The sequence below is a fragment of the Antarcticirhabdus aurantiaca genome (assembly GCF_009765365.1).
GTDB classification, from domain to species: domain Bacteria; phylum Pseudomonadota; class Alphaproteobacteria; order Rhizobiales; family Rhizobiaceae; genus Antarcticirhabdus; species Antarcticirhabdus aurantiaca.
On sequence record NZ_VTOM01000003.1, the window covers coordinates 262,083 to 285,422 of the forward strand.

At 70.2% G+C, this 23,340-nt stretch carries 28 protein-coding genes, 1 tRNA gene and 1 pseudogene; 14 read left to right on the forward strand and 16 right to left on the reverse strand.

The genetic code is table 11. From position 1 onward, the window contains the following. The first annotated feature begins 2 nt into the window (after positions 1-2). The 4 genes and pseudogenes from FZN60_RS05135 to FZN60_RS29395 form a co-directional block, all read left to right on the forward strand. Positions 3-950 (forward strand): ABC transporter permease, encoded by a 948-nt coding sequence (locus FZN60_RS05135; RefSeq protein WP_158871751.1) that lies wholly within the window; start codon positions 3-5, stop codon positions 948-950. After that, positions 947-1,750 carry an ABC transporter permease gene (locus FZN60_RS05140; protein ID WP_246726600.1) on the forward strand — a complete coding sequence of 268 codons (804 nt, stop codon included), beginning with the start codon at positions 947-949 and terminating at the stop codon, positions 1,748-1,750. Before FZN60_RS05135 ends, FZN60_RS05140 begins: the two co-directional genes overlap by 4 nt. Continuing rightward, positions 1,747-2,748, forward strand: a complete 1,002-nt coding sequence (locus tag FZN60_RS05145; protein ID WP_158871753.1) for an ABC transporter ATP-binding protein — start codon at positions 1,747-1,749, stop codon at positions 2,746-2,748. The genes FZN60_RS05140 and FZN60_RS05145 overlap by 4 nt, the downstream gene beginning before the upstream one ends. Next, positions 2,745-3,284: pseudogene (locus FZN60_RS29395) on the forward strand (ATP-binding cassette domain-containing protein); the annotation flags it as partial. The gene FZN60_RS05145 and the pseudogene FZN60_RS29395, both read left to right, overlap by 4 nt. A gap of 212 nt (positions 3,285-3,496) precedes the next feature. On the opposite strand, the gene FZN60_RS28820 reads toward FZN60_RS29395, so the two are convergent. Then, positions 3,497-4,243 (reverse strand): endonuclease/exonuclease/phosphatase family protein, encoded by a 747-nt coding sequence (locus tag FZN60_RS28820; RefSeq protein WP_158871757.1) that lies wholly within the window; start codon positions 4,241-4,243, stop codon positions 3,497-3,499. A 98-nt stretch (positions 4,244-4,341) separates the two neighbouring features. Between FZN60_RS28820 and FZN60_RS28580 the strand changes: the two genes are divergently transcribed. The 3 genes from FZN60_RS28580 to FZN60_RS05165 all read left to right on the forward strand — a co-directional run bounded on the left by FZN60_RS28580 (position 4,342) and on the right by FZN60_RS05165 (position 6,349). Continuing rightward, positions 4,342-4,509 carry a hypothetical protein gene (locus tag FZN60_RS28580; protein WP_199266487.1) on the forward strand — a complete coding sequence of 56 codons (168 nt, stop codon included), beginning with the start codon at positions 4,342-4,344 and terminating at the stop codon, positions 4,507-4,509. Between the two features lie 106 nt (positions 4,510-4,615). After that, a complete protein-coding gene (hemA, locus tag FZN60_RS05160; RefSeq protein ID WP_158871909.1) occupies positions 4,616-5,893 on the forward strand; it encodes a 5-aminolevulinate synthase in 1,278 nt (425 codons plus the stop codon). Between the two features lie 90 nt (positions 5,894-5,983). Next, the gene (locus FZN60_RS05165; protein ID WP_158871759.1) at positions 5,984-6,349 is read left to right on the forward strand and encodes a cupin domain-containing protein; all 366 of its coding nucleotides are present in this window, start codon (positions 5,984-5,986) and stop codon (positions 6,347-6,349) included. 9 nt (positions 6,350-6,358) lie between these two features. On the opposite strand, the gene FZN60_RS05170 is transcribed toward FZN60_RS05165, so the two are convergent. The 4 genes from FZN60_RS05170 to FZN60_RS05185 form a co-directional block, all read right to left on the reverse strand. Continuing rightward, positions 6,359-7,423, reverse strand: coding sequence for an AbrB family transcriptional regulator (locus FZN60_RS05170; RefSeq protein ID WP_246726602.1), 1,065 nt, complete (start codon positions 7,421-7,423; stop codon positions 6,359-6,361). Further along, positions 7,420-8,592: a pyridoxal phosphate-dependent aminotransferase gene (locus FZN60_RS05175; protein WP_158871761.1), complete on the reverse strand. Its 1,173-nt coding sequence runs from the start codon at positions 8,590-8,592 to the stop codon at positions 7,420-7,422. Before FZN60_RS05175 ends, FZN60_RS05170 begins: the two co-directional genes overlap by 4 nt. 150 nt (positions 8,593-8,742) lie before the next feature. Further along, positions 8,743-9,231: a large conductance mechanosensitive channel protein MscL gene (gene mscL / locus FZN60_RS05180; RefSeq protein ID WP_158871913.1), complete on the reverse strand. Its 489-nt coding sequence runs from the start codon at positions 9,229-9,231 to the stop codon at positions 8,743-8,745. Positions 9,232-9,327: 96 nt separating this feature from the next. Beyond that, complete coding sequence (locus FZN60_RS05185) at positions 9,328-9,756, reverse strand: secondary thiamine-phosphate synthase enzyme YjbQ (protein ID WP_158871763.1); 429 nt, start codon at positions 9,754-9,756, stop codon at positions 9,328-9,330. Positions 9,757-9,827: 71 nt separating this feature from the next. Between FZN60_RS05185 and FZN60_RS05190 the strand changes: the two genes are divergently transcribed. From FZN60_RS05190 to FZN60_RS05200, 3 genes are all read left to right on the forward strand, one after another. Next, positions 9,828-10,175, forward strand: a complete 348-nt coding sequence (locus tag FZN60_RS05190) for a DUF952 domain-containing protein (protein ID WP_158871765.1) — start codon at positions 9,828-9,830, stop codon at positions 10,173-10,175. Further along, positions 10,172-11,272: a quinone-dependent dihydroorotate dehydrogenase gene (locus FZN60_RS05195; protein WP_158871767.1), complete on the forward strand. Its 1,101-nt coding sequence runs from the start codon at positions 10,172-10,174 to the stop codon at positions 11,270-11,272. Before FZN60_RS05190 ends, FZN60_RS05195 begins: the two co-directional genes overlap by 4 nt. Before the next feature lie 64 nt (positions 11,273-11,336). Next, entirely contained in the window at positions 11,337-12,275 is a 939-nt protein-coding gene (locus FZN60_RS05200) for a histone deacetylase family protein (RefSeq protein ID WP_158871769.1), read from the forward strand. On the opposite strand, the gene FZN60_RS05205 is transcribed toward FZN60_RS05200, so the two are convergent. From FZN60_RS05205 to FZN60_RS05220, 4 genes are all read right to left on the reverse strand, one after another. Further along, positions 12,235-13,080, reverse strand: coding sequence for an EamA family transporter (locus tag FZN60_RS05205; RefSeq protein WP_158871771.1), 846 nt, complete (start codon positions 13,078-13,080; stop codon positions 12,235-12,237). The two genes, FZN60_RS05200 and FZN60_RS05205, sit on opposite strands and share 41 nt — an antisense overlap. A 68-nt stretch (positions 13,081-13,148) precedes the next feature. Then, positions 13,149-13,418: a DUF6460 domain-containing protein gene (locus tag FZN60_RS05210; protein WP_246726604.1), complete on the reverse strand. Its 270-nt coding sequence runs from the start codon at positions 13,416-13,418 to the stop codon at positions 13,149-13,151. A gap of 86 nt (positions 13,419-13,504) precedes the next feature. Beyond that, positions 13,505-15,181, reverse strand: coding sequence for a cisplatin damage response ATP-dependent DNA ligase (locus FZN60_RS05215; protein WP_158871775.1), 1,677 nt, complete (start codon positions 15,179-15,181; stop codon positions 13,505-13,507). Positions 15,182-15,238: 57 nt separating this feature from the next. After that, on the reverse strand, positions 15,239-16,054 hold the full coding sequence (locus tag FZN60_RS05220; RefSeq protein WP_158871915.1) for an exonuclease domain-containing protein: 816 nt from the start codon (positions 16,052-16,054) through the stop codon (positions 15,239-15,241). Positions 16,055-16,216: 162 nt separating this feature from the next. Between FZN60_RS05220 and FZN60_RS05225 the strand changes: the two genes are divergently transcribed. After that, positions 16,217-16,292: transfer RNA gene (locus FZN60_RS05225), tRNA-Thr, on the forward strand. Between the two features lie 249 nt (positions 16,293-16,541). Here the strand turns inward: FZN60_RS05225 and FZN60_RS05230 are convergent. Further along, positions 16,542-17,561, reverse strand: a complete 1,020-nt coding sequence (locus FZN60_RS05230; RefSeq protein WP_158871777.1) for a ParA family protein — start codon at positions 17,559-17,561, stop codon at positions 16,542-16,544. Between the two features lie 202 nt (positions 17,562-17,763). Further along, positions 17,764-18,141, reverse strand: coding sequence for a hypothetical protein (locus tag FZN60_RS05235; RefSeq protein WP_158871779.1), 378 nt, complete (start codon positions 18,139-18,141; stop codon positions 17,764-17,766). Positions 18,142-18,435: 294 nt separating this feature from the next. Between FZN60_RS05235 and FZN60_RS05240 the strand changes: the two genes are divergently transcribed. Then, positions 18,436-18,618: a hypothetical protein gene (locus FZN60_RS05240; protein ID WP_158871780.1), complete on the forward strand. Its 183-nt coding sequence runs from the start codon at positions 18,436-18,438 to the stop codon at positions 18,616-18,618. Between the two features lie 43 nt (positions 18,619-18,661). On the opposite strand, the gene FZN60_RS05245 is transcribed toward FZN60_RS05240, so the two are convergent. Beyond that, on the reverse strand, positions 18,662-18,799 hold the full coding sequence (locus FZN60_RS05245) for a hypothetical protein (RefSeq protein ID WP_158871782.1): 138 nt from the start codon (positions 18,797-18,799) through the stop codon (positions 18,662-18,664). 351 nt (positions 18,800-19,150) lie between these two features. Between FZN60_RS05245 and FZN60_RS05250 the strand changes: the two genes are divergently transcribed. Next, entirely contained in the window at positions 19,151-19,555 is a 405-nt protein-coding gene (locus FZN60_RS05250; RefSeq protein ID WP_158871785.1) for a VanZ family protein, read from the forward strand. Positions 19,556-19,600: 45 nt separating this feature from the next. Further along, entirely contained in the window at positions 19,601-19,807 is a 207-nt protein-coding gene (locus FZN60_RS05255; RefSeq protein WP_158871787.1) for a KTSC domain-containing protein, read from the forward strand. Positions 19,808-19,925: 118 nt separating this feature from the next. On the opposite strand, the gene FZN60_RS05260 is transcribed toward FZN60_RS05255, so the two are convergent. From FZN60_RS05260 to FZN60_RS05275, 4 genes are read right to left on the reverse strand one after another with little or no spacing between them, the layout of a single operon-like run. Next, on the reverse strand, positions 19,926-20,654 hold the full coding sequence (locus FZN60_RS05260; protein WP_158871789.1) for an SDR family oxidoreductase: 729 nt from the start codon (positions 20,652-20,654) through the stop codon (positions 19,926-19,928). A 52-nt stretch (positions 20,655-20,706) separates the two neighbouring features. After that, a complete protein-coding gene (locus FZN60_RS05265) occupies positions 20,707-21,726 on the reverse strand; it encodes a zinc-dependent alcohol dehydrogenase family protein (RefSeq protein WP_158871791.1) in 1,020 nt (339 codons plus the stop codon). 29 nt (positions 21,727-21,755) lie between these two features. Then, entirely contained in the window at positions 21,756-22,538 is a 783-nt protein-coding gene (locus FZN60_RS05270) for an SDR family NAD(P)-dependent oxidoreductase (protein ID WP_158871793.1), read from the reverse strand. A gap of 14 nt (positions 22,539-22,552) precedes the next feature. Further along, positions 22,553-23,251, reverse strand: a complete 699-nt coding sequence (locus FZN60_RS05275; RefSeq protein WP_158871795.1) for a FadR/GntR family transcriptional regulator — start codon at positions 23,249-23,251, stop codon at positions 22,553-22,555. Positions 23,252-23,340: the final 89 nt, after the last annotated feature.

Below are 23,340 nucleotides of genomic sequence, written 5' to 3' on the forward strand. Positions count from 1 at the left end.
CCATGGCCGGTCTGATCGCCGGCCGGCTCGCCGGTCTCCTGCTGACGCTGTTTCTCGTCTCCGTCGCCGTCTTCGCCGCCATGGAGGTGCTTCCGGGCGACACGGCGTCGGCGCGCCTCGGCACGCAGGCCACGCCCGAGGCGCTCGCCTCGTTGCGCGCCGAGCTCGGCCTCGACCGGCCGGCGCCCGAGCGGTACCTCCGTTGGATCGGCGGCGTCCTCACCGGCGATCTCGGCACCTCCTTCACCTATGGCGTTCCGGTGGCGAAACTGGTCGCCGACCGCCTGGCCGTGACCCTGCCCCTGGCGGGCCTCGCTTTGGCGCTCGCGATCCTCGTCGCCCTGCCGCTCGGAACGCTGGCGGCGGCCCGCGCCGACCGGGCGCCGGACGCGGCAGCGGCCCTCTTCGCGCAAGGGGCCCTGGCGCTTCCGAACTTCTGGATCGGGCTTCTTCTCATCCTCGTCTTCGCGACGACGCTGCGCTGGATGCCGTCCGGCGGCTTTCCCGGCTGGGAGGCCGGGATCGGCGCGGGGCTGCAGGCGCTGGTCATGCCAGCGGTGGCGCTCGCCCTGCCCCAGGCCGGGGTTCTGACGCGGGTCACCCGCTCGGCCGTCCTCGACATGGCGAACGAGGACTTCGTGCGGCTCGCCCGCGCCAAGGGTCTGTCGCGCCGGCGCGCCATCCTGCGCCACGCCCTCCCCAACGCCCTGCCGCCGATCCTCACCGTGCTCGGCTTCCAGTTCACCTTCCTCGTCGCCGGCGCCGTTCTGGTGGAGAACGTCTTCAACCTGCCTGGCCTCGGCAGCCTGGCGCGCCAGGCGCTGGTGCAGCGCGACGTCGTGGTGATCCAGGATGTCGTCCTGATCTTCGCCGCGCTCACCATCCTCGTGAACTTCGCCGTCGATCTCTCCTATCTCCTTCTCGACCCGCGGCTGAGGGCGCGGCGGTGAGCCGGCGGCTGCTGATCGGCGGTTCGATCGTCGGGGCCCTCGCGGGCGCGGGCCTCCTGTCGCTCGCCTGGACGCCCGGGCGCGTTTCGGGCTTCCGCGTCGCCGACCGGCTGAAGGCGCCCCTGGAGGCGGGCCTGCTCGGCACGGACCAGCTCGGACGCGACGTCCTGTCCCTCCTGATGGCGGGGGCTGCGAACTCGCTCGGCATCGCCTGCGCGGCCGTCGCCGCCGGCCTCGTGGCCGGCGCGGCGGTTGGTCTTCTCGCCGCCGCGCGCGGCGGCATCCTCGACGCCGCGCTGATGCGCGTCATGGACGTCGTCTTCGCCGTGCCCCCCATCCTGTCGGCCATGATGCTGGCCGCCTTTCTCGGCGGCGGTCCGGAAACGGCGACGATCGCCATCGCGGTCTTCACCGTACCGGTCTTCGCGCGGGTCGCGCGGGCCGGCGCGATGCGCGTCCTCAAGCGGGACTTCGTCCTCGCCGCCCGCGGCGCCGGCAAGTCCTCCGCCCGCATCGCCGCCGAGCACGTCGCGCCGAACGTCGCGGGCGACCTCCTCGTGCAGGCGACCCTGCAGCTCGGCCTCGCCATCCTGACCGAAGCGGGCCTGAGCTTCCTCGGCCTCGGCCTCGCGCCGCCCGCACCCAGTTGGGGGCGCATGCTGGCGGATTCGCAGACCTTCTTTCTCCAGGCACCCTGGCTGGCGCTCGCGCCGGGGCTCGCCATCGCGCTCGCCGTCCTCGGCTTCAACCTCCTCGGCGACGGTTTGCGCGACCGCTTCGATCCCCGGCGGTCGCCATGACGGGCGCCTCGCTCCTGTCGGTGCGCGGCCTGTCGATCGCGCTGCCCCTGCCGGGTGGCGAAACGCGCTCGCTCGTCTCCGACGTTTCCTTCGACCTTCGAGCTGGGGCGAGCCTCGGCATCGTCGGCGAGAGCGGGTCGGGCAAGACGCTGACGGCCCTCGCCCTCATCGGCCTCGTGCCGGACGGGTTGGCCGTCGAAGGCGAGATCCGCTTCGAGACCACCGACATGGTGTCCGCCCCCGAACGGCAGCGGGATGCCGTGCGCGGCGCGGGGATCGGCATGGTGTTCCAGGAGCCGAGCGCGGCGCTCGACCCGGCCATGCGGATCGGCGCGCAGGTCGCCGAGGCGCTGCGGATCTCCGGCCGGCTCGCGCGCGACGAGGAGCGCGAGCGGGTGCTCGACCTCCTCGCTGCCGTCCGGCTCGACGATCCCGCCGCGCGTGCGGGCGCCTTTCCGCACGAGCTGTCCGGCGGCCAGCGCCAGCGCGCGGCGATCGCGATCGCCCTTGCCCGCCGGCCGCGCCTCCTTCTCGCCGACGAGCCGACGACGGCGCTCGACGCGGCCGTGCGCGGCGAGATCCTCGACCTTCTCGCCGAGCTGACCGCGCGCGAGGGCATGGCGCTGATCCTCGTCAGCCACGATCTCGCCGCCGTCGCGCGGACCTGCACCGACCTCCTCGTCCTCTATGCCGGCACGCGCTTCGAGGCGGGCGCCGCGGCCGAGGTTCTCGCCGGGCCCGTCAATCCCTATACGCGGGCGCTCCTGTCGGCCGTGCCGCGTCCCCGCCCCCGCGAGGCCGGGCGCCGGGCGCGGCTGACGGCGATCCCCGGCGCCGTGCCGCGGCCGGGCGCCCTGCCGCCCGGCTGCCGCTTCGCGCCGCGCTGCGCCTTTCGCACCGATGCCTGCGATGCCGGCGAGCCGACGTGGCGCCGCGTCGTCGCCGACCGGGGCGTGCGCTGCATCCGCGTCGACGCACAAACGGGCGAGATCCGATGATCCCGGCCGCGCCCCAGCCGATCGCCGAAGCCGTCGAGGTCTCGCGTATCCACAAGCCCGGCCTGTTCGCCCGCCGGCCGCCCTTTCGGGCGCTCGACCGCGTGTCGCTGGAGGTGCGGCCGGGCGAGATCCACGGCCTCGTCGGGGCGAGCGGCTCGGGCAAGTCGACGCTGGCGCGGCTCCTCGCGATCCTCGACCGGCCGGACGAGGGAACCGTCCACCTCGGCGGCAGCGACCTGTCGGGGCTCGATCGTCGCGCGCTGCGGGCGCGCCGCCGCGACGTCCAGATGATCTTCCAGGACCCTCACGGCTCCCTCAACCCGCGCCACCGCATCGGCCGCAGCGTCGCCGAGCCGCTGCACCTCGTGCCCGGCCTGTCGCGCGCCGAGCGGCGCGAGCGCGTGGGCGAGGCGCTGCGGCGAGTCGGGCTCGATCCGGCCGATGCCGGGCGCTACCCCCACGCCTTCTCGGGAGGCCAGCGGCAGCGCATCGCCATCGCCCGCGCCCTGATCTGCGGTCCCAAGCTTCTCGTCGCCGACGAGGCGGTTTCCGCGCTCGACGTGTCCGTTCAGGCGCAGATCCTCAACCTCCTGATGGACCTCAACGAAGCGGACGGCTTGTCCATCCTCTTCATCAGCCACGACCTGTCGGTCGTCGCCGCGCTCTGCGACCGGGTCAGCGTCATGGAGGCCGGGCGGATCGTCGAGAGCGGCAGCGCGCGAGGTGTCCTCGAAAACCCGCAGGCCGCCTACACGCGCCGGCTCGTCGCCTCGGCAGAGCTCGGCCCGCGCAGCGTCACCTCGCAGACCAGCGGCAGGTGGTCCGAGGCCTCGACCGACAGCGCGTCGACCCCGCCGGACAGGAGCGACACGCCGCCATTGGCGTAGAGCCGGTCCATCGCCGCGACCGGGCGCCCGGCGGGCCAGGAGCGCGGCCGCGCGAAGGCCGGAAGCACGGCGCTCAGCGTCCGGTGCACCGCGCCGTCGGCGCGCCATTCGTTGAGGTCGCCGAGAAGAAGCGCCGGCCCCGGCTCGGCCGCGAGGCGCTCGGCAAGGAGCCGCGCCTGCGCGCGGCGGCCGCGCGGGTTCAGCGAGAAGTGCGTCGAGAGGATGCGCAAGGGGCCGTGCGGCGTCTCGACCCGCGCGTCGATCGCGGCGCGGGGCTCGACGCCGCCGGGCAGCCTCACCATCTCGGCCTCGAGAATGGGCCAACGCGACCAGAGGACGTGGCCGTAGTCCGTGCCGGGCCGGCGCCCGCGCAGCGTGCGGGCCTCCGCGAGATGGTAGCCGAGCCCCTCGGCGAGGCGCTCGAACGCGAACGGGCCGCGCCCGAGCCGCGTTCGGCCGTCCACCTCCTGGAGGGCCGCGATGTCCGGCGACAGCCGCGCCACGGCCGCCAGGGTGCGGCCGAGATCGGGCGCCCGCCCCCGCCCGATGAAGCCGTGAAGGTTCCACGACAGGAGGCGGATCGGAGCGGGAGGATGGATCTCGGTCATCGAATCCAAAGGCATGCGGTGAGACACTGGCGCGTCAATCGATCGAGCCGCCGGCCGTTCCCCGGCCGGCGCCGGACAGGACAACGGATGCGACGGGCATGAGCAACGACAAGAGCGCGCGCCGGCTGAAGCTGGAAGCGGAACTGCGCGAAAACCTGAAGCGCCGCAAGGAGCAGGCCCGCGGGCGCCGCGACCGCGAAGCCGCGCCCGACTCTGATCCTGGCCACGATGCTCCGGCCCCGCCGGACACGCCGTCCGAGGCGTGATCCCGCTCCCGGAGCGGCGGGACCCTTGGACAATTCGTCCCGCCCCGATCATGGACTTTCAGGCCCCTCGTCCTTAGAACCCTTCTCGAAAGGGAGTCATCGCATGATCGACTACAAAGGTCATTTCGAAGCTGCGATCGAAGCGCTCCACGCAGAGAAGCGCTATCGCGTCTTCGCCGACCTTGAACGCATCGCCGGCCGCTTCCCCGCCGCCGTCTGGCGTCACGACGGGACGGCCGAGGAGATCACCGTCTGGTGCTCCAACGACTATCTCGGCATGGGGCAGCACCCCGACGTGATCGGCGCCATGCGCGACACGGTCTGCGCCATGGGCTCGGGCGCCGGCGGCACGCGCAACATTTCCGGCACCAACCACCCGCTGGTCGAGCTTGAGCACGAGCTCGCCGACCTGCACGGCAAGGAAGCCGCCCTCGTCTTCACCTCCGGCTTCGTGTCGAACGAGGCGTCGATCTCCACCATCGCCCGGCTGCTGCCGGACTGCCTGATCCTGTCGGACGAGTTGAACCACGCCTCGATGATCGAGGGCGTGAGGAAATCCGGCGCCAAGAAGCAGATCTTCCGCCACAACGATCTGGCCCATCTCGAAGAGCTGCTCAAGGCCGCGCCCCCGGAGCGCGCCAAGCTGATCGTCTTCGAGAGCGTCTACTCGATGGATGGCGACGTCGCGCCCATCGCCGAAATCTGCGACCTCGCCGAGCGCTACGGCGCGATGACCTATATCGACGAGGTCCATGCCGTCGGCATGTACGGCGCGCGCGGCGGCGGCATCTCGGAGCGTGATGGCGTCGCGCATCGGATCGACGTCATCGAGGGAACGCTCGCTAAGGCCTTCGGCGTTCTCGGCGGCTACATCACCGGCTCCAAGGCGGTGATCGACGCGGTGCGCTCCTACGCGCCCGGCTTCATCTTCACCACCGCCCTGCCTCCGGCCCTCGCCGCGGCCGCTGTCGCCTCGATCCGCCACCTCAAGACGTCGCAGAACGAGCGCGACGGGCAGCAGCGGCAGGCCGCCCGCACCAAGGCGGTGTTTGCAGAGGCCTGCCTTCCGGTCATGCCCTCCGACACGCACATCGTGCCCGTGCTCGTCGGCGATCCCGACCTGTGCAAGAAGGCGAGCGACCGGCTGCTGGCCGAGCACGGCATCTACATCCAGCCGATCAACTATCCGACCGTGCCGCGCGGAACGGAGCGCCTGCGCATCACCCCGACGCCGCTTCACGGCGACGCGCTGATCGACACGCTGCGCGACGCCCTGGTCGAGACCTGGAACGCGCTCGGCATCCCCTTCGCGGGCGAGCGGCCGGCCGTTCCCGAGCGGGGCGAGAACGTCACGCCCCTGGTGGTGAGCCAGGCCGGCGGCTGACGGCCGGCGGCAAGGCGGGTGAAGGCGGGAAACCATTTCGCCTTCGCCGCCGTTCGGGGCGGACATCCACGTTCCCCCGGAGCCGCCCCGATGAAGACCTCCCTCACCGAGCTCCTCCAGAAGCTGCCGCACGCCACGCCCGCCGAACAGCCGGGCGCGGAAGGCTTCGCGCACGGAACGATGAGCTTGCATCTCGTGGGCGGCAAGGCGAGCGGCGCCGCGCGGCCGGGCCTGCAGGACGCCGTCCTGATCGTCGCCGCCGGATCGGGCCGCCTCGCCTACGAGGGCGAGGAGCACGAGCTCTCCGCGGGCGATGCCGTGTTCCTGCGGGCCAGCCACCCCTACGAGCTGTCGGACACCGGGGACGATTTCGCCGCCTGGCTCGTCGCCTGGGGCCCGGCCGGCGGCGAGGCCCCGGCGCCCGCCCCTTCCGTCTTCGCTGCGATCGACGCCTGAGGGCGTCCCTTATTCCGGGTCGCCCAGCCCGTTGCGGCCGGAAGACGCCCTCCGCGCCAGGAACGGCACAGCCAGTGCGATGCACATGAAGCGGACCACGTGGTGGGCCGCGACATAGGCCGGGTCGAGGTTGAACTGGAAGGCGAGGATCGTCAGCGCTTCCAGGGCGCCCGGCGCATAGGCGAGCGCGATCGTCCCGAAGTCGATGGCGAGGAGGGCGACGCCGGCAAGGCCGGCGAGACCCGAGGCGAGGAGCCCGAGCGCGAAGACGCCGAGCGAGGCCGGCAGAAGGCGGCCCGCCATCGCCCGGTCGATGCCGCGCAGGCGCGAGCCGATCAGGACGCCGAGGAGCAGGAGCGAGGGGATCGCGACGATCGGCGGCAGCGTCGCGTCGACGAGGCTGGTGCCGTGAAGGACGGCGCTGCCGATCAGCGCTCCGAGCATCAGGCCGCCCGGCAGCCGCAGCTTCACGCCGGCGACGGCGGTGACCGCGCAGATGCCGAAGAGCAGCGCAAATTCGAGGAGCCCGCCCTCGGCACCGCGGGCGGCGCCCGCCTGCTCGGCGGCTCCGCCTTCGAGCCAGGCGAGCGTCGGCGTCAGGGCGCCGATGAGAAGGATCAGCCGGACGCTCTGGACCACGGTGACGCGCGCGATATCCGCCCGCGTCTGCGTCGCCGCGACGAGCACGAAGGACAGGGCGCCGGGCAGCGAGGCGAAGAGCGCGGTGTCCTTGTCCCAGCCGAAGACACGGCGCAGGAAGGCGACCGACAGCACCACCGTCAGGCCGACACCGAGCATCTGGATCGCGAAGGAGAGCGGCCAGAGCGCGATCTGCTCGGCGACCGCGGGGGTCACGCCCGATCCCGCCTGGATGCCGAGCAGGAAGAAGACGAGGTCGCGCAGCTTCGGCGGCAGGTCGGTGTGAAGGCCCGCCAGCGTCGCGACGGACACGAGCAATGCCGGGCCGAGCAGCCAGGCGACCGGCAGGTTCGCGAAGGACGCCGCGGCCCCGCCGGCAAGCCCGATCGCGAGCGTCGCGGCGAAGGACAGGATGCGGCGCCGGTCGGCCGTCACGCCGCCCGGCCGATCCAGCGGGCGAGGCGCTCGGCGGACGCCTCGACCTCGTCGAGCCGGCGGTGGAAGCAGGCGCGCAGGAAGCGCCGGCCGGCCGGGCCGAAGGCGGTGCCGGGGGCGAGGCCGACGCCGGCCTCGTCGCAGATGCGGAAGGCGGCGGCGCGGGTGTCCTCCAGTCCGTCGACGGCGAAGAAGGCGTAGAAGGCGCCGGCCGGCGGCACGATCTCGACGCGGTTGGTGGACAGGAGCGCGTCGGTGAAGATGTCGCGCGCGCGGTGCGCCCGCTGCACCTGTTCCTCCACGAAGTCCTCGCCGTGCCGGATCGCGGCGAGCGCGCCGCGCTGCACGAAGGCCGGCACGCCCGAGGTCGAGTACTGGACGAGGTTCTCGATGACGTCGCCGAAGGCGGCCGGAGCCTCGATCCAGCCGACGCGCCAGCCGGTCATCGCCCAGTTCTTCGAGAAGGAATTGACGTAGATCACCGGGTCGTCGGGCGTGGCCACGTCGTGGAAGGACGGCGCCCGCGCGCCGGCATAGAAGAAGCGGGAATAGATCTCGTCAGCGATCACGAAGATCCCGGCGCTCCGCGCGAGATCGAGGACGGCTGCGAGGTCCTCGCGCGTCGCCGTCCAGCCCGTCGGGTTGGACGGCGTATTGAGGAAGATCGCCTTGGTGGCGGGGCCAACGGCCGCGCGCAGCTTGGCCATGTCGAGGCTCCAGCCCTGCGCCGTCGACCAGTCGAGCGAGACTTCGCGCGCCTTGGCGCCGTTGACCTCGGCCGCCGCCGCGAAGTTCGGCCAGGCCGGGCCGACGAACACCAGCTCGTCGCCGGCGCCCGCCAGCATGGCGCAGACGATCTGGATCGCGTGCATGCCCGAGCTCGTGACGAAGAAGCGGTCCGGGCCGAGCGAGGTGCCGTAGAGCCGCGTGGCGTAGTCGGCGATCGCCTGGCGCAGCTCCGGCAGGCCGCGCTGCCAGGTGTAGAAGGTCTCGCCGGCCTTCAGGCTCTCGGCCGCCGCGCCGGAGATGAAGTCCGGGGTGGCGAGATCGCCCTCGCCCGCCCAGAGCGGGATCAGGCCCTCGCGGCCGCGGGCGTAGTTGATGACGGCGACGATGCCGCTTTCCGGCGCGTCGAGGGCTTCGCGACGCAGGCGCTGGAGATCGCTCATGGGGGACGGGACTTTCGGCGAAGGGTCGGCGCGCCGCAGGTCGGAGCGGTCCCGCCAGGAGACCATCAACCCCGGTCGAGGCGCGCCCATGCCGTCCGTTTCGCCCGTTCCGGACCGAGAATCAACCCTCGCCGCGGGCTCCTCCGGCGCTCAGGCCGGAGGCACGCCGCCGGCCGGCCGGGAGGTCGCGGCGACCGATGCCGCCGCCGCTGCCGGAGCCGAGCGTCCGGAGGCGAGGATGTCGCGGATCTCTTCCAGGAGCTTCTCCTCGCGCGGCACCTCCGCCGCGGCCGCGGGCTTCGCTTCTTCCTTGCGCTTCAGCCGGTTCATGCCCTTCACGACGAGGAACAGGATGAAGGCGACGATGAGGAAGTTGATCGCCAGCGTCACGAACTTGCCGTAGGCGAGCACCGCGCCTTGCGTGCGCGCCTGGTCGAGGCCTGTCGCCGTGACGCCGCCGGTCAGGGGCACGAACTTGTTGGTGTAGTCGATGCCGCCGGTCACGACGCCCACGACCGGCATGATGATGTCGGTGACGAGCGAGTTGACGAGGCCGGAAAAGGCCGCGCCGATGATGATGCCGATGGCGAGGTCGACCATGTTGCCCTTGAGGGCGAATTCCCGAAATTCCTTGAGGATGGCCATTTGCGCTCCTTCACGTCCCGTCTAGGGCTGCCGCAAAGGTTGAGAATAGGCGCGGCCCGGGCGCCGCCGAGGCTTTCGCTCCGCTTTTCCTCACCGATCTGTGAGCGCACCAACGAAATGCAGCACGACCTCGCGCCGGTGCGGACGAGCCCGGTGCTCGGCGACGTAGATCCCCTGCCACGTGCCGAGCAGCATCCGCCCTTCCGCGACGGGCACCGACAGGTTCGTGCCGGTGACCGCCGTCTTGACGTGCGCCGGCATGTCGTCCGGCCCTTCGCTGTCGTGGCGGTAGGGCGCGTTCTGCGGCGCCAGCCGGTCGAGCGCGTCGAGGAGGTCGGCGCGAACGTCCGGGTCGGCATTCTCCTGGATGAGGAGAGAGGCCGAGGTGTGCCGGATGAACAGCGTGAGGAGGCCCTCCCGCGCGCCCTCCTCCGAGAGGATCTCCGCGACGCGCCGCGTCACGTCGAGGAGCGAGCGGCCCCGCGTCTCGACGGTCAGGCGGGCGATGAACTGCTGCATGGTGGTTGTTCTCCCGTTGCGGGGCTCGCCCTTCGTTGACGCGCGCCCGCGTCTCCGGCAAAGCCCATGGCATGGACGCCATCATCTACAAGATCGTTCCGCGGCCGCTCTGGGTCGAGGCCGAGGCGGCCGGCGCCTTCGCCGGCGCGCCCGTCGATGCCCGCGACGGCTACATCCACTTCTCGACCGCGTCGCAGGTGCGGGAAACGGCGGCGAAGCACTTCGCCGGCGAGGCCGACCTCCTCCTCGTCTCGGTCGACGCGGCGGCGCTCGGCTCGGCCCTGCGCTGGGAGCCCTCGCGCGGCGGCGCGCTGTTCCCGCATCTCTACGACCCCATGCCCCTCTCGGCCGTCCGCGCCGTCGAGCCCCTGCCGCTCGGCGAGGACGGCGTCCATCGCTTTCCCCCGGATCTCGCATGAGCGACCTCTACGGGCTCGCCCGCCCCTTCGTCTTCCGGCTCGATCCGGAGACCGCGCACGGCCTGTCGATCCGGGCGCTGAAGAGCGGCCTCCTGCCGCGCCGGAACCTGCCCGTCGACCACCGGCTGGGCACCACCGTCGCCGGCATCCGCTTCCCCAATCCGCTGGGCCTTGCCGCCGGCTACGACAAGAACGCCGAGGTTCCCGACGCGCTCCTGCGCCTCGGCTTCGGCTTCGTCGAGGTGGGAACGCTGACGCCCAAGCCGCAGGCCGGCAACGACCGGCCGCGCATCTTCCGCCTGGCGGACCAGCACGCGATCATCAACCGGCTCGGCTTCAACAACGAGGGCCATGCCGACGCCTTCGAGCGGCTCTGCGCGCGCGCGCGCAAGGCCGGCATCGTCGGCGTCAACATCGGCGCCAACAAGGACTCGGCCGACCGCATCGGCGACTACGTCGAGGGCGTGAACCGCTTCGAGGAGGTGGCGCGCTACCTCACGATCAACATCTCCTCGCCCAACACGCCGGGCCTTCGCAAGCTCCAGGAAGGCTCGGAACTGAAGGACCTCATCGAGGCGGTGGTCGCCGCGCGCAACGGCTACGCGGCCCTCGCCGCCATGCCGCGCCGGCCGGTGTTCCTGAAAGTGGCGCCGGATCTCGAGACCTATCAGATCGAGGCGATCGCCCACGCCGCGACGAGCTACGGCCTCGACGGGCTCATCGTGTCGAACACGACGCTGTCGCGCCGCGGCGTCGAGCGCACGTCCTTCGGCACGGAGAAGGGCGGGCTGTCAGGACGTCCGCTCTTCGAGCGCTCGACCTACGTCCTCGCGGCCTTCCGCAAGGCGGTGGGCAAGGATTTCCCGCTGATCGGCGTCGGCGGCGTCGACAGCGCGGAAACAGTGGTCGCCAAGATCGAGGCCGGGGCCGACCTCGTCCAGATGTATACGGGCCTCGTCTATGGCGGCCCCGAACTTCCCCTTCGCATCCTCCACGGCCTCGTCCGCCTGCTCGACCGCACCGGCGCGGCCTCGCTCGCCGAGTTCCGCGACAGGACGGTGGACGCGGTGCTGGCGCGGGGCTCGAAGGTGTTCTGAAGGCGGCAGGGCGCGACGACGGCGCCCCTGCCGCGAACGGCCGGCCTCCCCTACATTGCGGGCGATGCCGCTCCCCATCGTCCACCATCCCGCCTTCGACGCGCGCTTCGATCCCGCGCATCGCTTTCCCATGTCGAAGTTCTCGCGGCTCGCCGAGATCCTGGTCGAGGACGGCCTCGTTCCGGCCGACGGCTGGCAGGTGCCCGTTCCCGCGCCGGCCGCGTGGCTGCGCCTCGCCCATTCCGCGACCTATGTCGACCAGGTGCTGAACGCGGCCGTGCCGCGGGAGATCGAGAAGGCGATCGGCTTTCCCGTCGACGAGCGCGTGGCGCTGCGCTCGCGCGCGGCCTGCGGCGGCACGGTGCTGACCGCCCGCCTCGCGCTCGAGCAGGGCCTTGCCTGCAACACGGCGGGCGGCAGCCACCACGCCCGCCGCGAGGCAGGGGCCGGCTTCTCCGTCTTCAACGACGTGGCGGTGGCAGCGCGGGTGCTCCTCGCCGACCGCGAGGTGAACCGCGTCCTCGTCGTCGACTGCGACGTCCACCAGGGCGACGGCACGGCGCGCATCTTCGAGGACGACGAACGCGTCTTCACGCTCTCGATCCACGCGGCGAAGAACTATCCCAGCGAGAAGGCTCGCTCCGACCTGGACGTCGAGCTGTCGGACGGCATCGGCGACGCGACCTATCTCGACGCCCTCATGCCGGCCCTCGCGCAGTCCTTCGACGCCAGCCTTCCCGACCTCGTCTTCTTCAATGCCGGCGTCGATCCGCATGCCGAGGACCGGCTCGGCCGGCTGTCGCTCTCCGACGAAGGGCTCATGGCCCGCGACCGTGCGGTGATCGGCTTCTGCCGCGAGGCCGGGGTGCCCGTCGCCTGCGTCCTGGGCGGCGGCTATTCGCGCGACATCGACGCCCTCGCCCGCCGCCACTCCATCGTCCACCGCGCCGCGACGGCCGAGTTCAGCGCGCCGTCCGCAGGAGCACGACGCCGAGAAGCGTGAGGAAGGTCGAGCCGATCTTGCGCCAGTTCATCCGCTCGCGAAGAACGAAGGTGCCGATCAGGATGGCGAAGACGATGGAGACCTCGCGGATCGCCGAGACCATCGCGATCGGCGCCTGCGAGAACGCCCAGGTGACGAGGGCGTAGGCGACGAAGGAGATCGATCCGCCGAAGATCAGCGAGCGCGGGGCCCGCGTCAGGCCGGCGGTGACCGCGCCGGGCTTCAGGAAGCGGATCACCAAAGCGAGAAGCGCGCAGTTGAGGATGGATGAGGCGCCGTAGAAGGCGGCGCTGTTGCCGGCGAGCCGCGCGCCCGCCCCGTCGTTCAGCGAATAGGTCGCGATGGCCGCGCTCGTCGCGAGCGCCCAAGCGAGCCCCGCGCCGCTCATGACGCGCGTGCCGCGCGCGGCGAAGACGAGGCTCATCACGCCGCAGGCGATGACCAGGACCGCCGCTGATTGGAGCGGCGACAGGATCTCGCCGAGCAGCGCCGCGCCGAACACGGCCGTCAGCACGGGCGCCGCCCCGCGGGCGATCGGATAGACCTGCGTGAAGTCGGCCGCGCGATACGCGTTGAGCAGGCAGAGGAAGTAGACGGTGTGGATGACGCCGGACGCCGCGACGTAGGGCCAGGCTTCCGGCGCCGGCAGGCCGAAGACCGCGAGGCAGCCGGCGGCGAGCGGCAGGCTGCCCAAGGAGACGGCCATCGAGCCGGCATACTTGTCGCCCTCCGACTTCAGGAGGGCGTTCCAGAGCGCGTGAAGCAGCGCGGCGAGGATCACCGCGCCGAAGACCGTCGACGACATGGGGGCTGCCTGCGGACGAGGGGCGAAGCCCCGAGGCTATCGGCGCCCGCATACCGCCGCAAGCCGGATCAGCCCCGATTGGCGGTCTTCAGGAGGCGCGACAGGAGGAAGAGCGGCACGACGATCACCGCGCCGAGCAGGAAGTAGTCCACCGCGCGGTTCAACGAGCCGAAGATCGACGTCCACGCCCATTCGAACAGGCCGACGATCCAGTCGACGAGTTCCATCGGGCGGATGTCGAGCCAGGCCAGGATGAAGCCGACCACCACCGACAGGATGACGAGCCGGATCAGAACCGAAAGCGGCGAGCCGCCCAGGAATTGCGTGACGCCGTTCATCTCAGGGTTCGACCTTTCGTGTCCGCGACCGCTCATCGAGGTAGGATCGCCCGACGCGCCGCGCAAGCGAGCCTTCTCCGACGCTTCTATGACGGGAGCATGGCCTGAAGCGTTTCGATGCGGTCGGCTTCGAAGGCCGGCTTGTCCCAGCGCAGCCGGTTGACGCGGGGAAAGCGCATGGCGACGCCCGACTTGTGGCGGGTGGAGCGGGCGAGCCCCTCGAAGGCGACCTCGATCACGAGGCCGTGGTCGGGCTCGGCCCGCACCGAGCGGACCGGGCCGAAGCGCTCGATCGTGTTGTCGCGGATGTACTTGTCGAGGACCTTCAGCTCCTCGTCGGTGAAGCCGAAATAGGCCTTGCCGACCGGCACCAGCTCCGGCGCATCCGCCGGCCCCGACCAGACGCCGAAGGTGTAGTCGGAATAGAAGCTCGACCGCTTGCCGTGGCCGCGCTGCGCGTACATCAGCACGGCGTCGATGAGGTGCGGGTCCTGCTTCCACTTGAACCAGGGGCCCTTCGGCCGCCCGGGCACGTAGGCGCTGTCCCAGCGCTTCAGCATCAGCCCCTCGATCACCGGATGGGGCGGCTCCGCCCGCAGCCGCGCCAGCGCCTCGAAGCCGTCGAAGGGCACGAAGGGCGACACGTCGAAGCGCGAGGGCTCCAGATTCGTCACGAAGGCGTCGAGCCGCTTGCGCCGTTCCGCGAAGGGCAGCGCCCGCAGATCCTCTCGCCCGTCCTGCAGGAGGTCGTAAGTGCGCAGGAACACCGGATGCTGCTTCAGGACCGCCGCCGAGACGGTCTTGCGGTTCAGCCGCTGCTGGAGGTCCGAGAAGGTGCCGACGACGATGTCGTCCTCCGGCGGGCCGTTATGCGGCTTCACCTTCGGCCGGCCGGACTTCGGCGCGGTCGGCCGGGCGACGAGAAGCTCGCCGTCCAGCGAGCCCTCGTAGGTCATGAAGTCGAGGAGGTCGGGGAAGGCACCGGAAATGTCGTCTCCGGTGCGCGAATAGAGCCGCCGCACGCCCTTCTCGGCCGTCGCCTGGACGCGGATGCCGTCCCACTTCCATTCGGCGGCATAGGTCTCCGGCGAGATCAGCCCGTAGTCTGGCTCCTCCAGCGGCTGCGACAGCATCACCGGCCGGAACGGCGAGAGCGCGGCCGAGACCGGCTTCTCCGCCCGCCCCTCCAGCCAGGCGAAGAGCGGCTCGTAGGGGACCGACAGCCCGTGCCAGAGCTCCTCGATCTCGACGATGTCCTTATGCCCGAAATCGGCCAGCGCCTGCTTGGCGAGGCGCGAGGACACGCCAATGCGCATCGATCCCGTCACGAGCTTCAGGAGCGCGTAGCGGCCGGAGGAATCGAGCTTGTCGAGCCATTCTTCGACGAGGCGCGGCCCCTCTGCGCGCGTCGCGGCATCGAGCGTCGTCACGATCCCGGCGAGCGTCGGGAGGTCGTTGCGCAGCCGGCCGGCCTCCCGCTCGCCGTCGTGCGGCGAGGGCCAGACGAGAGCGATGGTTTCGGCGAGGTCGCCGACATAGTCGTAAGACATCTCGAACAGGAGCTCGTCCATGCGCTCCGCCATCAGCGCGCGCAGCATGGCCGGCTTGACGCTGCGCACCTCCAGCTCGCCCGTGATCGCCGCCAGCGCGTAGCCGCGCTCGGGATCGGGCACGGCGGCGAAGTAGTCCGCCATCAGCTTCAGCTTGCCGTTTCGCGAGGGCGTGAGAACGAGGCGATCGAGGAGGTCGGCGAAGCGCTTCATCGGGCACGGGGATTGGTGTGGCGTTGCACCCGGCAGATAGCGCCGCGCGACCGCGTTTCAGCCGAGAACGGCGTTCTCCGGCAGCGACCGCTGGCCGCGCACGGCGCGGCGCGTCAGCTGGCGCTCGGCCGTGAAGCGCGCGTCGGCATCCATGCCGGGCTCGGCGACGAGCCATTCGAGGTAGTCCGTCGGCACCTGGGCCAGCGGCACGCCCTTGTGCCGGCCGAAGCGCAGCTTGGCGAGAAGCGCCGGCTCGGCCGACACCTGCTCGGCCCGCCCCAGGAAGTCGGCGAGCCCGTCGCAGCGCGGCTCCAGCCGCTCGGCGATCGTCCTGAGAAGAACCGCCGTGCAGGCCGCATCGTAGAGCGCGCGGTGCGGGTGCAGCGTTTCGAGGAGGTCCGCCACGGGCGACAGGTCGAGCGGGACGTACTTCACGAGGCTCTGCAGTCCGTGCGCCCGCACGTCGGGAAAGGCGCGCAGCGCCAGCTTCCAGGTGCAGAGCCACCGGCCGGAGAAGCGCAGGCGCGAGCGATCGAAGCTCGCCCGCTGCGCCGCATAGGCGGGCGCGCCGAGAAACGGCTTCACCGCCTCGGCGAAGGGCGGCGCGCCGACGAGCATCTCGTCGCTGATGTGGTGGACGCGGCGGGCACGGGGATCGATCCCGACGCCGGCCGGATCGACGAGGGTCTGCATCGGATTGCCGATCGTGCCCGTCGCAAGGTCGAGGTCAACCGAGCCGATCTCGATCACCGCGTCTTCCGCCAGCGGGCGCCCGGCGGTTTCCGTGTCGATGACGCGCACGAGGCCGGATACGGGCGGCGCGAACAGGTCGGGCGCCGCGTCGATCCTCGCGGCGGGAAAAACATCGTCCATCCGCCGCAATGTCGCCATCCCGTCGATCCGGCGCAAGCCCCTGCGTCACCGGGCGCCACGGCCAGGCTTGCGCGGAGTTTGCCTCAGCCCCCGCTTCCCGCTTGAACCCGCCGACGAACCGGTCTATGAGACCCCCATCCGCAGGCGCCACCGCCTGACAGGGCCGCTTTAGCTCAGCCGGTAGAGCACATCATTCGTAATGATGGGGTCGCGTGTTCGAGTCACGCAAGCGGCACCACTTCCCGCAACCAGAACAACCACTTACGTGATCAGCCCGCCTCGGGCGGCGATCGACGTTTTCCGCGAGGAATCACGGCGGAACCAAAGGGTCCAGCCGCCGGGTGCCCGTTCGCCGACGCTTCGCGAAGTTTGCTAAAACCCGAGCGACCCGCTCTCCGACACCCCCTGACATCCGACGCGATTCGTCGGATGTCGCGACATGGCGAGCGCCGATGGGGTGGCGATTCGCCACCCCGTGGCGTGCTCTTCACAGCTTCATGACCATCTCGTCGATCGCCTGTAGGCAGTTCTGACGATAGGGCTCGTTGACCTCGACTCGATGGCCGCCGACCGTCTGCTTGCCGGACTTCAACTGGCTGAAGGGCAGCCCCCGGGCGAACGCAACGACGCCAGTGGTCTGGAAGTCACGGATCGACACGGTGCCGTCGTGCAGGTTGTTGAAAGTGAACAGCTGCGGGTGGCCGAGCTGCAGGTTGGCGATGTCGACTTCAATGGCGTGAAGGACCGCAGCATAGGCCGACGCCGGGCCCATATACTGAGTGATTCGGTTCTTAGCGATCATGTGCACGAGCGGCAGCTGACGTCCGGCGGCCCGGAGCTTGGCGCTGAACGCGTACGTCGCATAGATCGGCGACGGAAGGCTCAACCCGTAGACTAGCGAGAGGGCGTTCTGGACGGCGCGGCGTGAGCTGTCGTCAGCCATGACCGGCAGCACGAGACGGTCGACCGTCGCGAGCGCGATCTGCGTGTAGAGCGAGAAGCTAGGATTGCAGTCGATGAAGACGACGTCGAAATCGTTGGCGAGCGGATTGAGGAAGTCCCGCAGCCAGTCGGCCACAGCGATCCACGTATCGGTGCCGGGGATCTGCGTATTCGACAGCGTGTTGATGGCGTTCGATTGAAGCTCAAGCAGCGGATCGCCACAAACAAGCGATATGTTCGCCGGCACCGCCGTGTTCTGGCTGTGCGGCTGCATCACGTAGTCCATCGGATTAAACGCCGGAACCGAGTACGGCGACGGAAGCCGGATCTGAAAATAGCCGCCGATGCTGCAACGTGGGATGCGGCCCTGCTGCAGGAGGAGCTTGTTCCCGCCACCGTTGGTCATGCCGCCAAGCAGCAGCTCCGACATGTTGGCCTGTGGGCACATATCGACGACAAGGATGCGAGTCTGAGGGTGCAGTTCGGCGTAGCGGGTGATCGCCTGAAAGGCGAGGCTCGTCTTCCCCGTGCCGCCCTTGTTGTTCCAGAATGCGTACTTGAGCATGGGTCCTCCTCGGACGCCTCGGCGTCCTAGCGGACGTCATGTTGTCTATTTATGACATATAGACGTCCATTTCGGACGTTTCAAGGTCTTCCTCGGACATGTTCTCCGCTAGGCCAAATCACCGTCGCCGCGGCGGTCAGCAGGACGTCGAGCCATGACAATTCCCCCGCTGGTGGAAGTCTCCAACGCCCGCCGCGACCCTTCACAGATCCGGGGCCCAGCCGTTGAGCTCGCGCAACGCCGAGCGCATGGCGTCGAACACCTCCATCAGCTCGCGCTTGCGATCGTCCGATCGCCGGCACGCCTCCACATTTGGGAATAGCGTGGCCTCCACGAGCTCGATGACCTCGTCGAGAGCGGGCGGCGTGAGGTTGGAGCCAGCCGGCATGTCGGCGGCCATCAGGTTGACGCCATTCCAAAGGAGCTTCGTCACCTCCTCGGCGTAGCTGCGCCGGGCCAGGAAGCCCCAGGACAGGCCGTCGGCATCGACGCGGAAGGCGTTCTCCGCCTCGCACGCGTTGATCATCGGCAGGAAGCTCACGAAGACGGGCAGGATCACTCGGTGGTGGATCGGCGTCACGCGATCGCCCGCTCGAGCTTAGACTACCGCCAGCGCTCGACGCGGTTCAGCGGCACTACTGCGACCGGGCCGTCGAAGGGTGCGCTGCGGATGGCTGCGAAGGACGGCGCTCGGTCGAAGGAGCACTTCTATGCGCCAGCACGCAGAAGCCAACCGGGCGAATGCCGGGCGGGCGCTGCATCCTCTTCGACACCGGGTTGGAGCGTCAGGTAGCTACATTAATCGTTTTATTTCCCTCTTTACGGCCATCAGGCGCCAGCTAACTCTCAGCCGGGACGCTTAATGAGGGGGGACATGATGTCCCATCTGAACATCGTTCAGCCGGTCGAACCGACACCGGCTGGTGCAACCGCGCGCAAGAAGGGTCCCGCCAAGCGGCTCTTGGTGCCGACATTGATCCTGGTCGGCGGCTTGAGCCAGATCGCCTGGGTCGTTTTCCTGGCCTGGTGTTTAGCCTGGCTCGTCGGCCTGGCCTGACGCTCGGCCGCCTCGAACGGACAGCCTGAAGCGAAGCTGTCCCTCAGCCGAAGATCAGCAGAAAAATCGCATTCCAAAGAAGCAGCGAGATCGAGAGGCCGAGGGCCATGCCCTGTATCGCCGAGACGCGAGCCTCGGCCCCATGCACCGTGCGAGCGTCGCAGCCAACGAATCGAGACATGCGTTTTCCCTCCCCGATCTCGGTCCAACGGCTCATTGGGCACGAGCGAATGAGAGTTGTACGTGAATCTCGGGGCGTCAACTATGTCATTCGGCGTATATGCCCTGCGGTTGGGACCAAGCACTTGCCGGCCCGCGATGCAGCGGACGACCGGCAGGGCATCATCGCAGAAGCCGGGCACGGCAAGCGCGGTCGCGATGCCCCGGAGGTGGCGGGCGCGGCACTTGACGCCCGGTGCAGCGAGCGATGGGCCGAGCTCATCACGGGCCGATGCCGCATGAGACGGCACGCCTCGGCACGGGAGACAGGCCGGCGTGTTGCAGCGCACACAAACGGCGCTATATCACGCGAATGGATTATCCGCGCGCGCTCAAGACTGCCTCCGCCATCGCGGCATGGGGCAGCGTCGCCTTTATCGCCTTCGCCACGATGTCGCCGATCCAGGCTCGGCCTCACCTTTCCTCGCAAGGCATCGAGCACCTCGGCGCGTTTGCTCTGGTCGGCTTGTTGTTTGGGATCGCGCATCCACGGCGCTTACCCCTCGTGGCCGCGGGCATCGTGCTCGTGTCGGGTGGGCTGGAAGCCGCCCAGCACCTGACGCCCGACCGACATGGCAAGTGGGTGGACTTCGGCATGAAGGTTCTCGGAGGCGGCATCGGCCTGGGCCTGGCTGCCGCCATCACCCTTTCGCTCGAGCTGTTCGCCCTTCGTCGGAGGCAAAGGATAAAATTGAAGCCGTTCTCCGACGGCATTTAAAAGCTTTGCCGGTCATCTTCGCTCCAATTGCGGTTGGAGCAACTGATGACGGACATCCCTGTCGCATCTCGCATCATCAAGGGCATTCACTTCAGCCCGTCTGATGGGCGTGTCATGCTCAGCTTCGCGAACGGGCAGACCCGTGTCTTCGAGGGCGTCCCGCTCGAAGCGATCACGGACATGGTCGAGGCCCCCTCGCCCGGACAGCACTATGTTGAACGCTTCCGGCATCAGTACCAGCGTGTCGCCTGAACCATGTAGGCGGCAGCGGGAGATGCTTCCGACCGTTGCTTGCACGGCGAAGACGTGACGATCGAGGAAGTGGGGCGCGCGAGCCCGTGATGGGCGCGCCCGCGCGTCCCCGAGGCTCTCAAAGGTCGAAGTTGCTCGGCAACATGACGACGTCGCGGATCGTCATGCCGCGGGGGCGCGTCAGCATGAACAGGATGACGTTCGCGACCTCCTCGGGCTCCAGCAGGCTGCCGGAGGCCTTGGCCTCGGCGAGCTTGTCGGCGGGCCAGTCGGCGATCAGCGCGGTGATGACGGGCCCGGGCGAGATCGAGCCGACGCGGATGCCGTCCTTGAAGACCTGCCGCCGCACCGTCTGGACGAAGCAGTCGATCGCCCACTTGGACGAGGCGTAGACCGGCTCCCAGGGGGTCGGATAATGCGCCGCGAGCGAGCTCGTCACGACGATGTCGCCGCTCTTGCGCTCCATCATGTGGGGCAGCACGTCGCGCACGTTCTTCATGACGACGTTGACGTTGAGGTTCAGCATCCGGTCGATGGCGGCGCCGTCCGCGTCCACGAGATTGCCGCCGATGTAGCTGCCGGCATTGGCGTGGAAGATGTCGATGCGCCCCGCCGCCTCGATGATGCGCGGCGCGAGCGCCGCGCAGGCCTGCGGATCGAGGAGGTCGACCGCCAGCGTCGAGGCGGCGTCGCCGAACTCGTCGCGGATCGCGCCGAGCGCCCTCTCGTCCCGGTCGACGGCGACGACGTGCGCGCCCGCGGCGAGCATCGCACGGCTGCTGGCCAGCCCGATTCCCGAGCCCGCCCCCGTCACCGCGGCAACCTTGCCGGCGAGTTCACCTGCCATGGTCGTTCTCCTTCCCAGTCGTTCTTGGGTGTTGGTGGTCGCGCGCCGCCCGTCAGGGAACGACGATCGTCCGGATCTCGCCGGCGGGCGCCGCGCCCGCGATCGCCGCGATGCCTTCATCGAGGCCGACCCGGCGCGAGACGAGCGGCTCGACCGAGATCTGCCCGCTGGCGATCAGGTGCGCGGCGCGGGCGTGGGTGAACGGATTGACGAAGGACGACAAGAGCCGGATCTCGCGGAACAGGAGATCGAAGGGCTCGACCGAGACCTTCTTGCCCTGCGGCAGGACGCCGAGGACGACCACCGTGCCGCCGCGGCAGGCGAGCCGCGGCGCCTGCTCCACCGTTTCCGGAACGCCGGCCGCCTCGATCACCACGTCGGCCCCGCCCGGAAGGAGCCCGCTTTCGCCGCAGATCGCAGCATTGGTGTCGCCGCTCGACGGGTCGATCGCGTCCGTCGCGCCGAGCCGCAGGGCGAGGTCCCGCTTGGCCGCGCTGCGCGTGACGAGGACGACGCGCGACGCGCCGGCAAGGCGGGCGAGCTGCACGGCGAGAAGGCCGATGAGGCCGCCGCCGAGCACGACGACGCAATCGCCGCTGCGGATCTCGGCCATGTCGATGCCGTGGATGCAGCAGGCGAGCGGCTCGCAAAAGGCGCCGAGCACGGGATCGAGGCCGTCCGGCAGCCGGTGCGCCTGGGTCTCGGGCAGGCAGACATAGTCCGCGAAGCCGCCGTCGCGATGGATGCCGATCGCCTGGAGGTTCCGGCACAGGTTCACGCGGCCGCGGCGGCATTCGGGGCACCGCCCGCAGGCGATGTTGGGATCGCCGGTGACCAGCATGCCCGGCGCGAAGTCGAAGACGCCCTCGCCCACCGCCTCGACCCTTCCGGCGAATTCGTGCCCGAGCGTCACCGGCGGACGCGACGGGAACTCGCCCAGGAACAGGTGACGGTCGGTGCCGCAGACCCCGCAGGCCGCAACCTTCACCAGGAGCTCTCCCGGCCCCGGCGCGGGCACCGCGACCTCGCGCAGCGCCAGTTCCCTCAGCCCTTCCAGGCGAATCGCCCGCATGCTCGTGATCCCCTTGCTCGTCATCGCACTCAGCGCACCGCGAGGCCGGCCTTCAGCCCGCCGTCGATCAGGAAGTCCGCGCCGGTGACGAAGCCCGCGCGATCGGAAGCGAGATAGGCGATGAGTTCGGCGATCTCCTCCGGCTCGCCGATCCGCCCGAGCGGATGGGCCGCACCGAAGCGCGCGAAGGCTTCCGCCTCCGAAACGCCCTCGCCGCCATAGGTGCGCGCCGCGAGCGACAGGATCGGGGTGCGCACGGAGCCGGGCGAGACCGAGTTGACGCGAATGCCGGCCGCCGCGTGGTCGAGCGCCATCGCCCGCGTCAGCGCGTGGATCGCGCCCTTGGACGCGACGTAGGCCGCGACGTTCTCCTGGCAGTTGTGGCCTTGCACGGAGGACAGGTTGACGATCGCTCCGCCGCCGCGGCGCATCATGTGCGGAACGGCGAAGCGCCCGGTCAGGTAGATCGAACCGACATTGACCGCCATGCAGCGCTCCCAGTCGGCCATCGCCGTCGAGACGACCGTGCCGTAGGGATGAACGGCCGCCGCGTTCACGACGATGTCGACGCCGCCGTGGCGCTCGACGCACGCGGCCACTGCCGCGTCCACCTCCGCCTCGCGCGACACGTCGGTCCGGCGGGCCCGCATCGACAGGCCCCGCTCCTCGGCCATGCGATCGAGGGCGGCGTTCGCCGCCTCGTCGATGCCGCAGGCGAGAACGGCGGCGCCGGCCGAGGCGAGCCGCACCGCCGTCGCGGCCCCGATCCCCGACGTTCCCGTGACGAGCGCCACCTTGCCGGCAAATTCCATCTGCTTGTCCTCGTTCAGATCGTGTCCGCCGGCATGCCGGGGCCAATGAAGCGCAGGCCGTAGCTGAGATGCCGGCCGACGAGATAGGCGTAGGCGACGCGGTCGCGCTCGCGCAGCGCCGCGACGATCTCGGCATGGGCGGCGTGGGTGTCGGCCTCGACCGTGCGGGCGGCCTTGCCGACGCGCATCAGGTTCTCGACGGCCGGCCGCAGCATGCGAAAGGTCGCGAGCGTCGTGCCGTTGTTCGACAGCGCGATCAGCGCCTCGTGAAACTCGTAGTCGGCGCGCGCCAGCTCGGCGACGCCGCCCGCGCCGAGGATGCGGTCGTTGATCGCCTCGAGGCGGTCGAGGTCCGCGCCCGTCGCGTGGAGGATCAGGTGATCGCCGATGCCGGTCTCGAGAATGCGGCGGAAGCCCTGCAGGTCGCGGAAGGTCTCGGCCGAGACGTCGCCGTGAAAGGAGAAGAGCTTCTCCACCGCGGCCGCGTGCCCGTCCGAAACCACCGCCCCGCTCTTCGGGCGTGTCTCGATCAGCCCGAAGGCGCGCAGGATCACCAGCGCCTCGCGCACCGTGTTGCGCGAGGCGCCGAGGAGCTCGCACAGGTCCCGCTCGGTCGGAAAGGGATCGCCGACCTTCAGGCCGCGCGCGGACACGAGCCCGCGGATCTCGTCCACGAGCCGGTTCACCACGGACCCGCCGGGCGCTTCGGACATGCCCGGTTCTATGGAAGGCTTCGACCCCATCATGTCGGCATCATGCCCGCCTGGTTGGTCCAGATGCAAGAGATTTGCGGGAGGCGGGT

What these genes read in the sequence shown, in the direction of transcription:
- FZN60_RS05135 (WP_158871751.1), top strand. Translation starts at nt 3, where the DNA reads ATGGCCGGTCTGATCGCCGGCCGGCTCGCCGGTCTCCTGCTGACGCTG.
- FZN60_RS05145 (WP_158871753.1), top strand. Translation starts at nt 1,747, where the DNA reads ATGACGGGCGCCTCGCTCCTGTCGGTGCGCGGCCTGTCGATCGCGCTG.
- FZN60_RS28820 (WP_158871757.1), bottom strand. Translation starts at nt 4,243, where the DNA reads ATGACCGAGATCCATCCTCCCGCTCCGATCCGCCTCCTGTCGTGGAAC.
- FZN60_RS28580 (WP_199266487.1), top strand. Translation starts at nt 4,342, where the DNA reads ATGAGCAACGACAAGAGCGCGCGCCGGCTGAAGCTGGAAGCGGAACTG.
- FZN60_RS05165 (WP_158871759.1), top strand. Translation starts at nt 5,984, where the DNA reads ATGAAGACCTCCCTCACCGAGCTCCTCCAGAAGCTGCCGCACGCCACG.
- FZN60_RS05175 (WP_158871761.1), bottom strand. Translation starts at nt 8,592, where the DNA reads ATGAGCGATCTCCAGCGCCTGCGTCGCGAAGCCCTCGACGCGCCGGAA.
- FZN60_RS05185 (WP_158871763.1), bottom strand. Translation starts at nt 9,756, where the DNA reads ATGCAGCAGTTCATCGCCCGCCTGACCGTCGAGACGCGGGGCCGCTCG.
- FZN60_RS05190 (WP_158871765.1), top strand. Translation starts at nt 9,828, where the DNA reads ATGGACGCCATCATCTACAAGATCGTTCCGCGGCCGCTCTGGGTCGAG.
- FZN60_RS05195 (WP_158871767.1), top strand. Translation starts at nt 10,172, where the DNA reads ATGAGCGACCTCTACGGGCTCGCCCGCCCCTTCGTCTTCCGGCTCGAT.
- FZN60_RS05200 (WP_158871769.1), top strand. Translation starts at nt 11,337, where the DNA reads ATGCCGCTCCCCATCGTCCACCATCCCGCCTTCGACGCGCGCTTCGAT.
- FZN60_RS05205 (WP_158871771.1), bottom strand. Translation starts at nt 13,080, where the DNA reads ATGTCGTCGACGGTCTTCGGCGCGGTGATCCTCGCCGCGCTGCTTCAC.
- FZN60_RS05210 (WP_246726604.1), bottom strand. Translation starts at nt 13,418, where the DNA reads ATGAACGGCGTCACGCAATTCCTGGGCGGCTCGCCGCTTTCGGTTCTG.
- FZN60_RS05215 (WP_158871775.1), bottom strand. Translation starts at nt 15,181, where the DNA reads ATGAAGCGCTTCGCCGACCTCCTCGATCGCCTCGTTCTCACGCCCTCG.
- FZN60_RS05220 (WP_158871915.1), bottom strand. Translation starts at nt 16,054, where the DNA reads ATGGACGATGTTTTTCCCGCCGCGAGGATCGACGCGGCGCCCGACCTG.
- FZN60_RS05230 (WP_158871777.1), bottom strand. Translation starts at nt 17,561, where the DNA reads ATGCTCAAGTACGCATTCTGGAACAACAAGGGCGGCACGGGGAAGACG.
- FZN60_RS05240 (WP_158871780.1), top strand. Translation starts at nt 18,436, where the DNA reads ATGATGTCCCATCTGAACATCGTTCAGCCGGTCGAACCGACACCGGCT.
- FZN60_RS05245 (WP_158871782.1), bottom strand. Translation starts at nt 18,799, where the DNA reads ATGTCTCGATTCGTTGGCTGCGACGCTCGCACGGTGCATGGGGCCGAG.
- FZN60_RS05250 (WP_158871785.1), top strand. Translation starts at nt 19,151, where the DNA reads ATGGATTATCCGCGCGCGCTCAAGACTGCCTCCGCCATCGCGGCATGG.
- FZN60_RS05255 (WP_158871787.1), top strand. Translation starts at nt 19,601, where the DNA reads ATGACGGACATCCCTGTCGCATCTCGCATCATCAAGGGCATTCACTTC.
- FZN60_RS05260 (WP_158871789.1), bottom strand. Translation starts at nt 20,654, where the DNA reads ATGGCAGGTGAACTCGCCGGCAAGGTTGCCGCGGTGACGGGGGCGGGC.
- FZN60_RS05265 (WP_158871791.1), bottom strand. Translation starts at nt 21,726, where the DNA reads ATGCGGGCGATTCGCCTGGAAGGGCTGAGGGAACTGGCGCTGCGCGAG.
- FZN60_RS05270 (WP_158871793.1), bottom strand. Translation starts at nt 22,538, where the DNA reads ATGGAATTTGCCGGCAAGGTGGCGCTCGTCACGGGAACGTCGGGGATC.
- FZN60_RS05275 (WP_158871795.1), bottom strand. Translation starts at nt 23,251, where the DNA reads ATGTCCGAAGCGCCCGGCGGGTCCGTGGTGAACCGGCTCGTGGACGAG.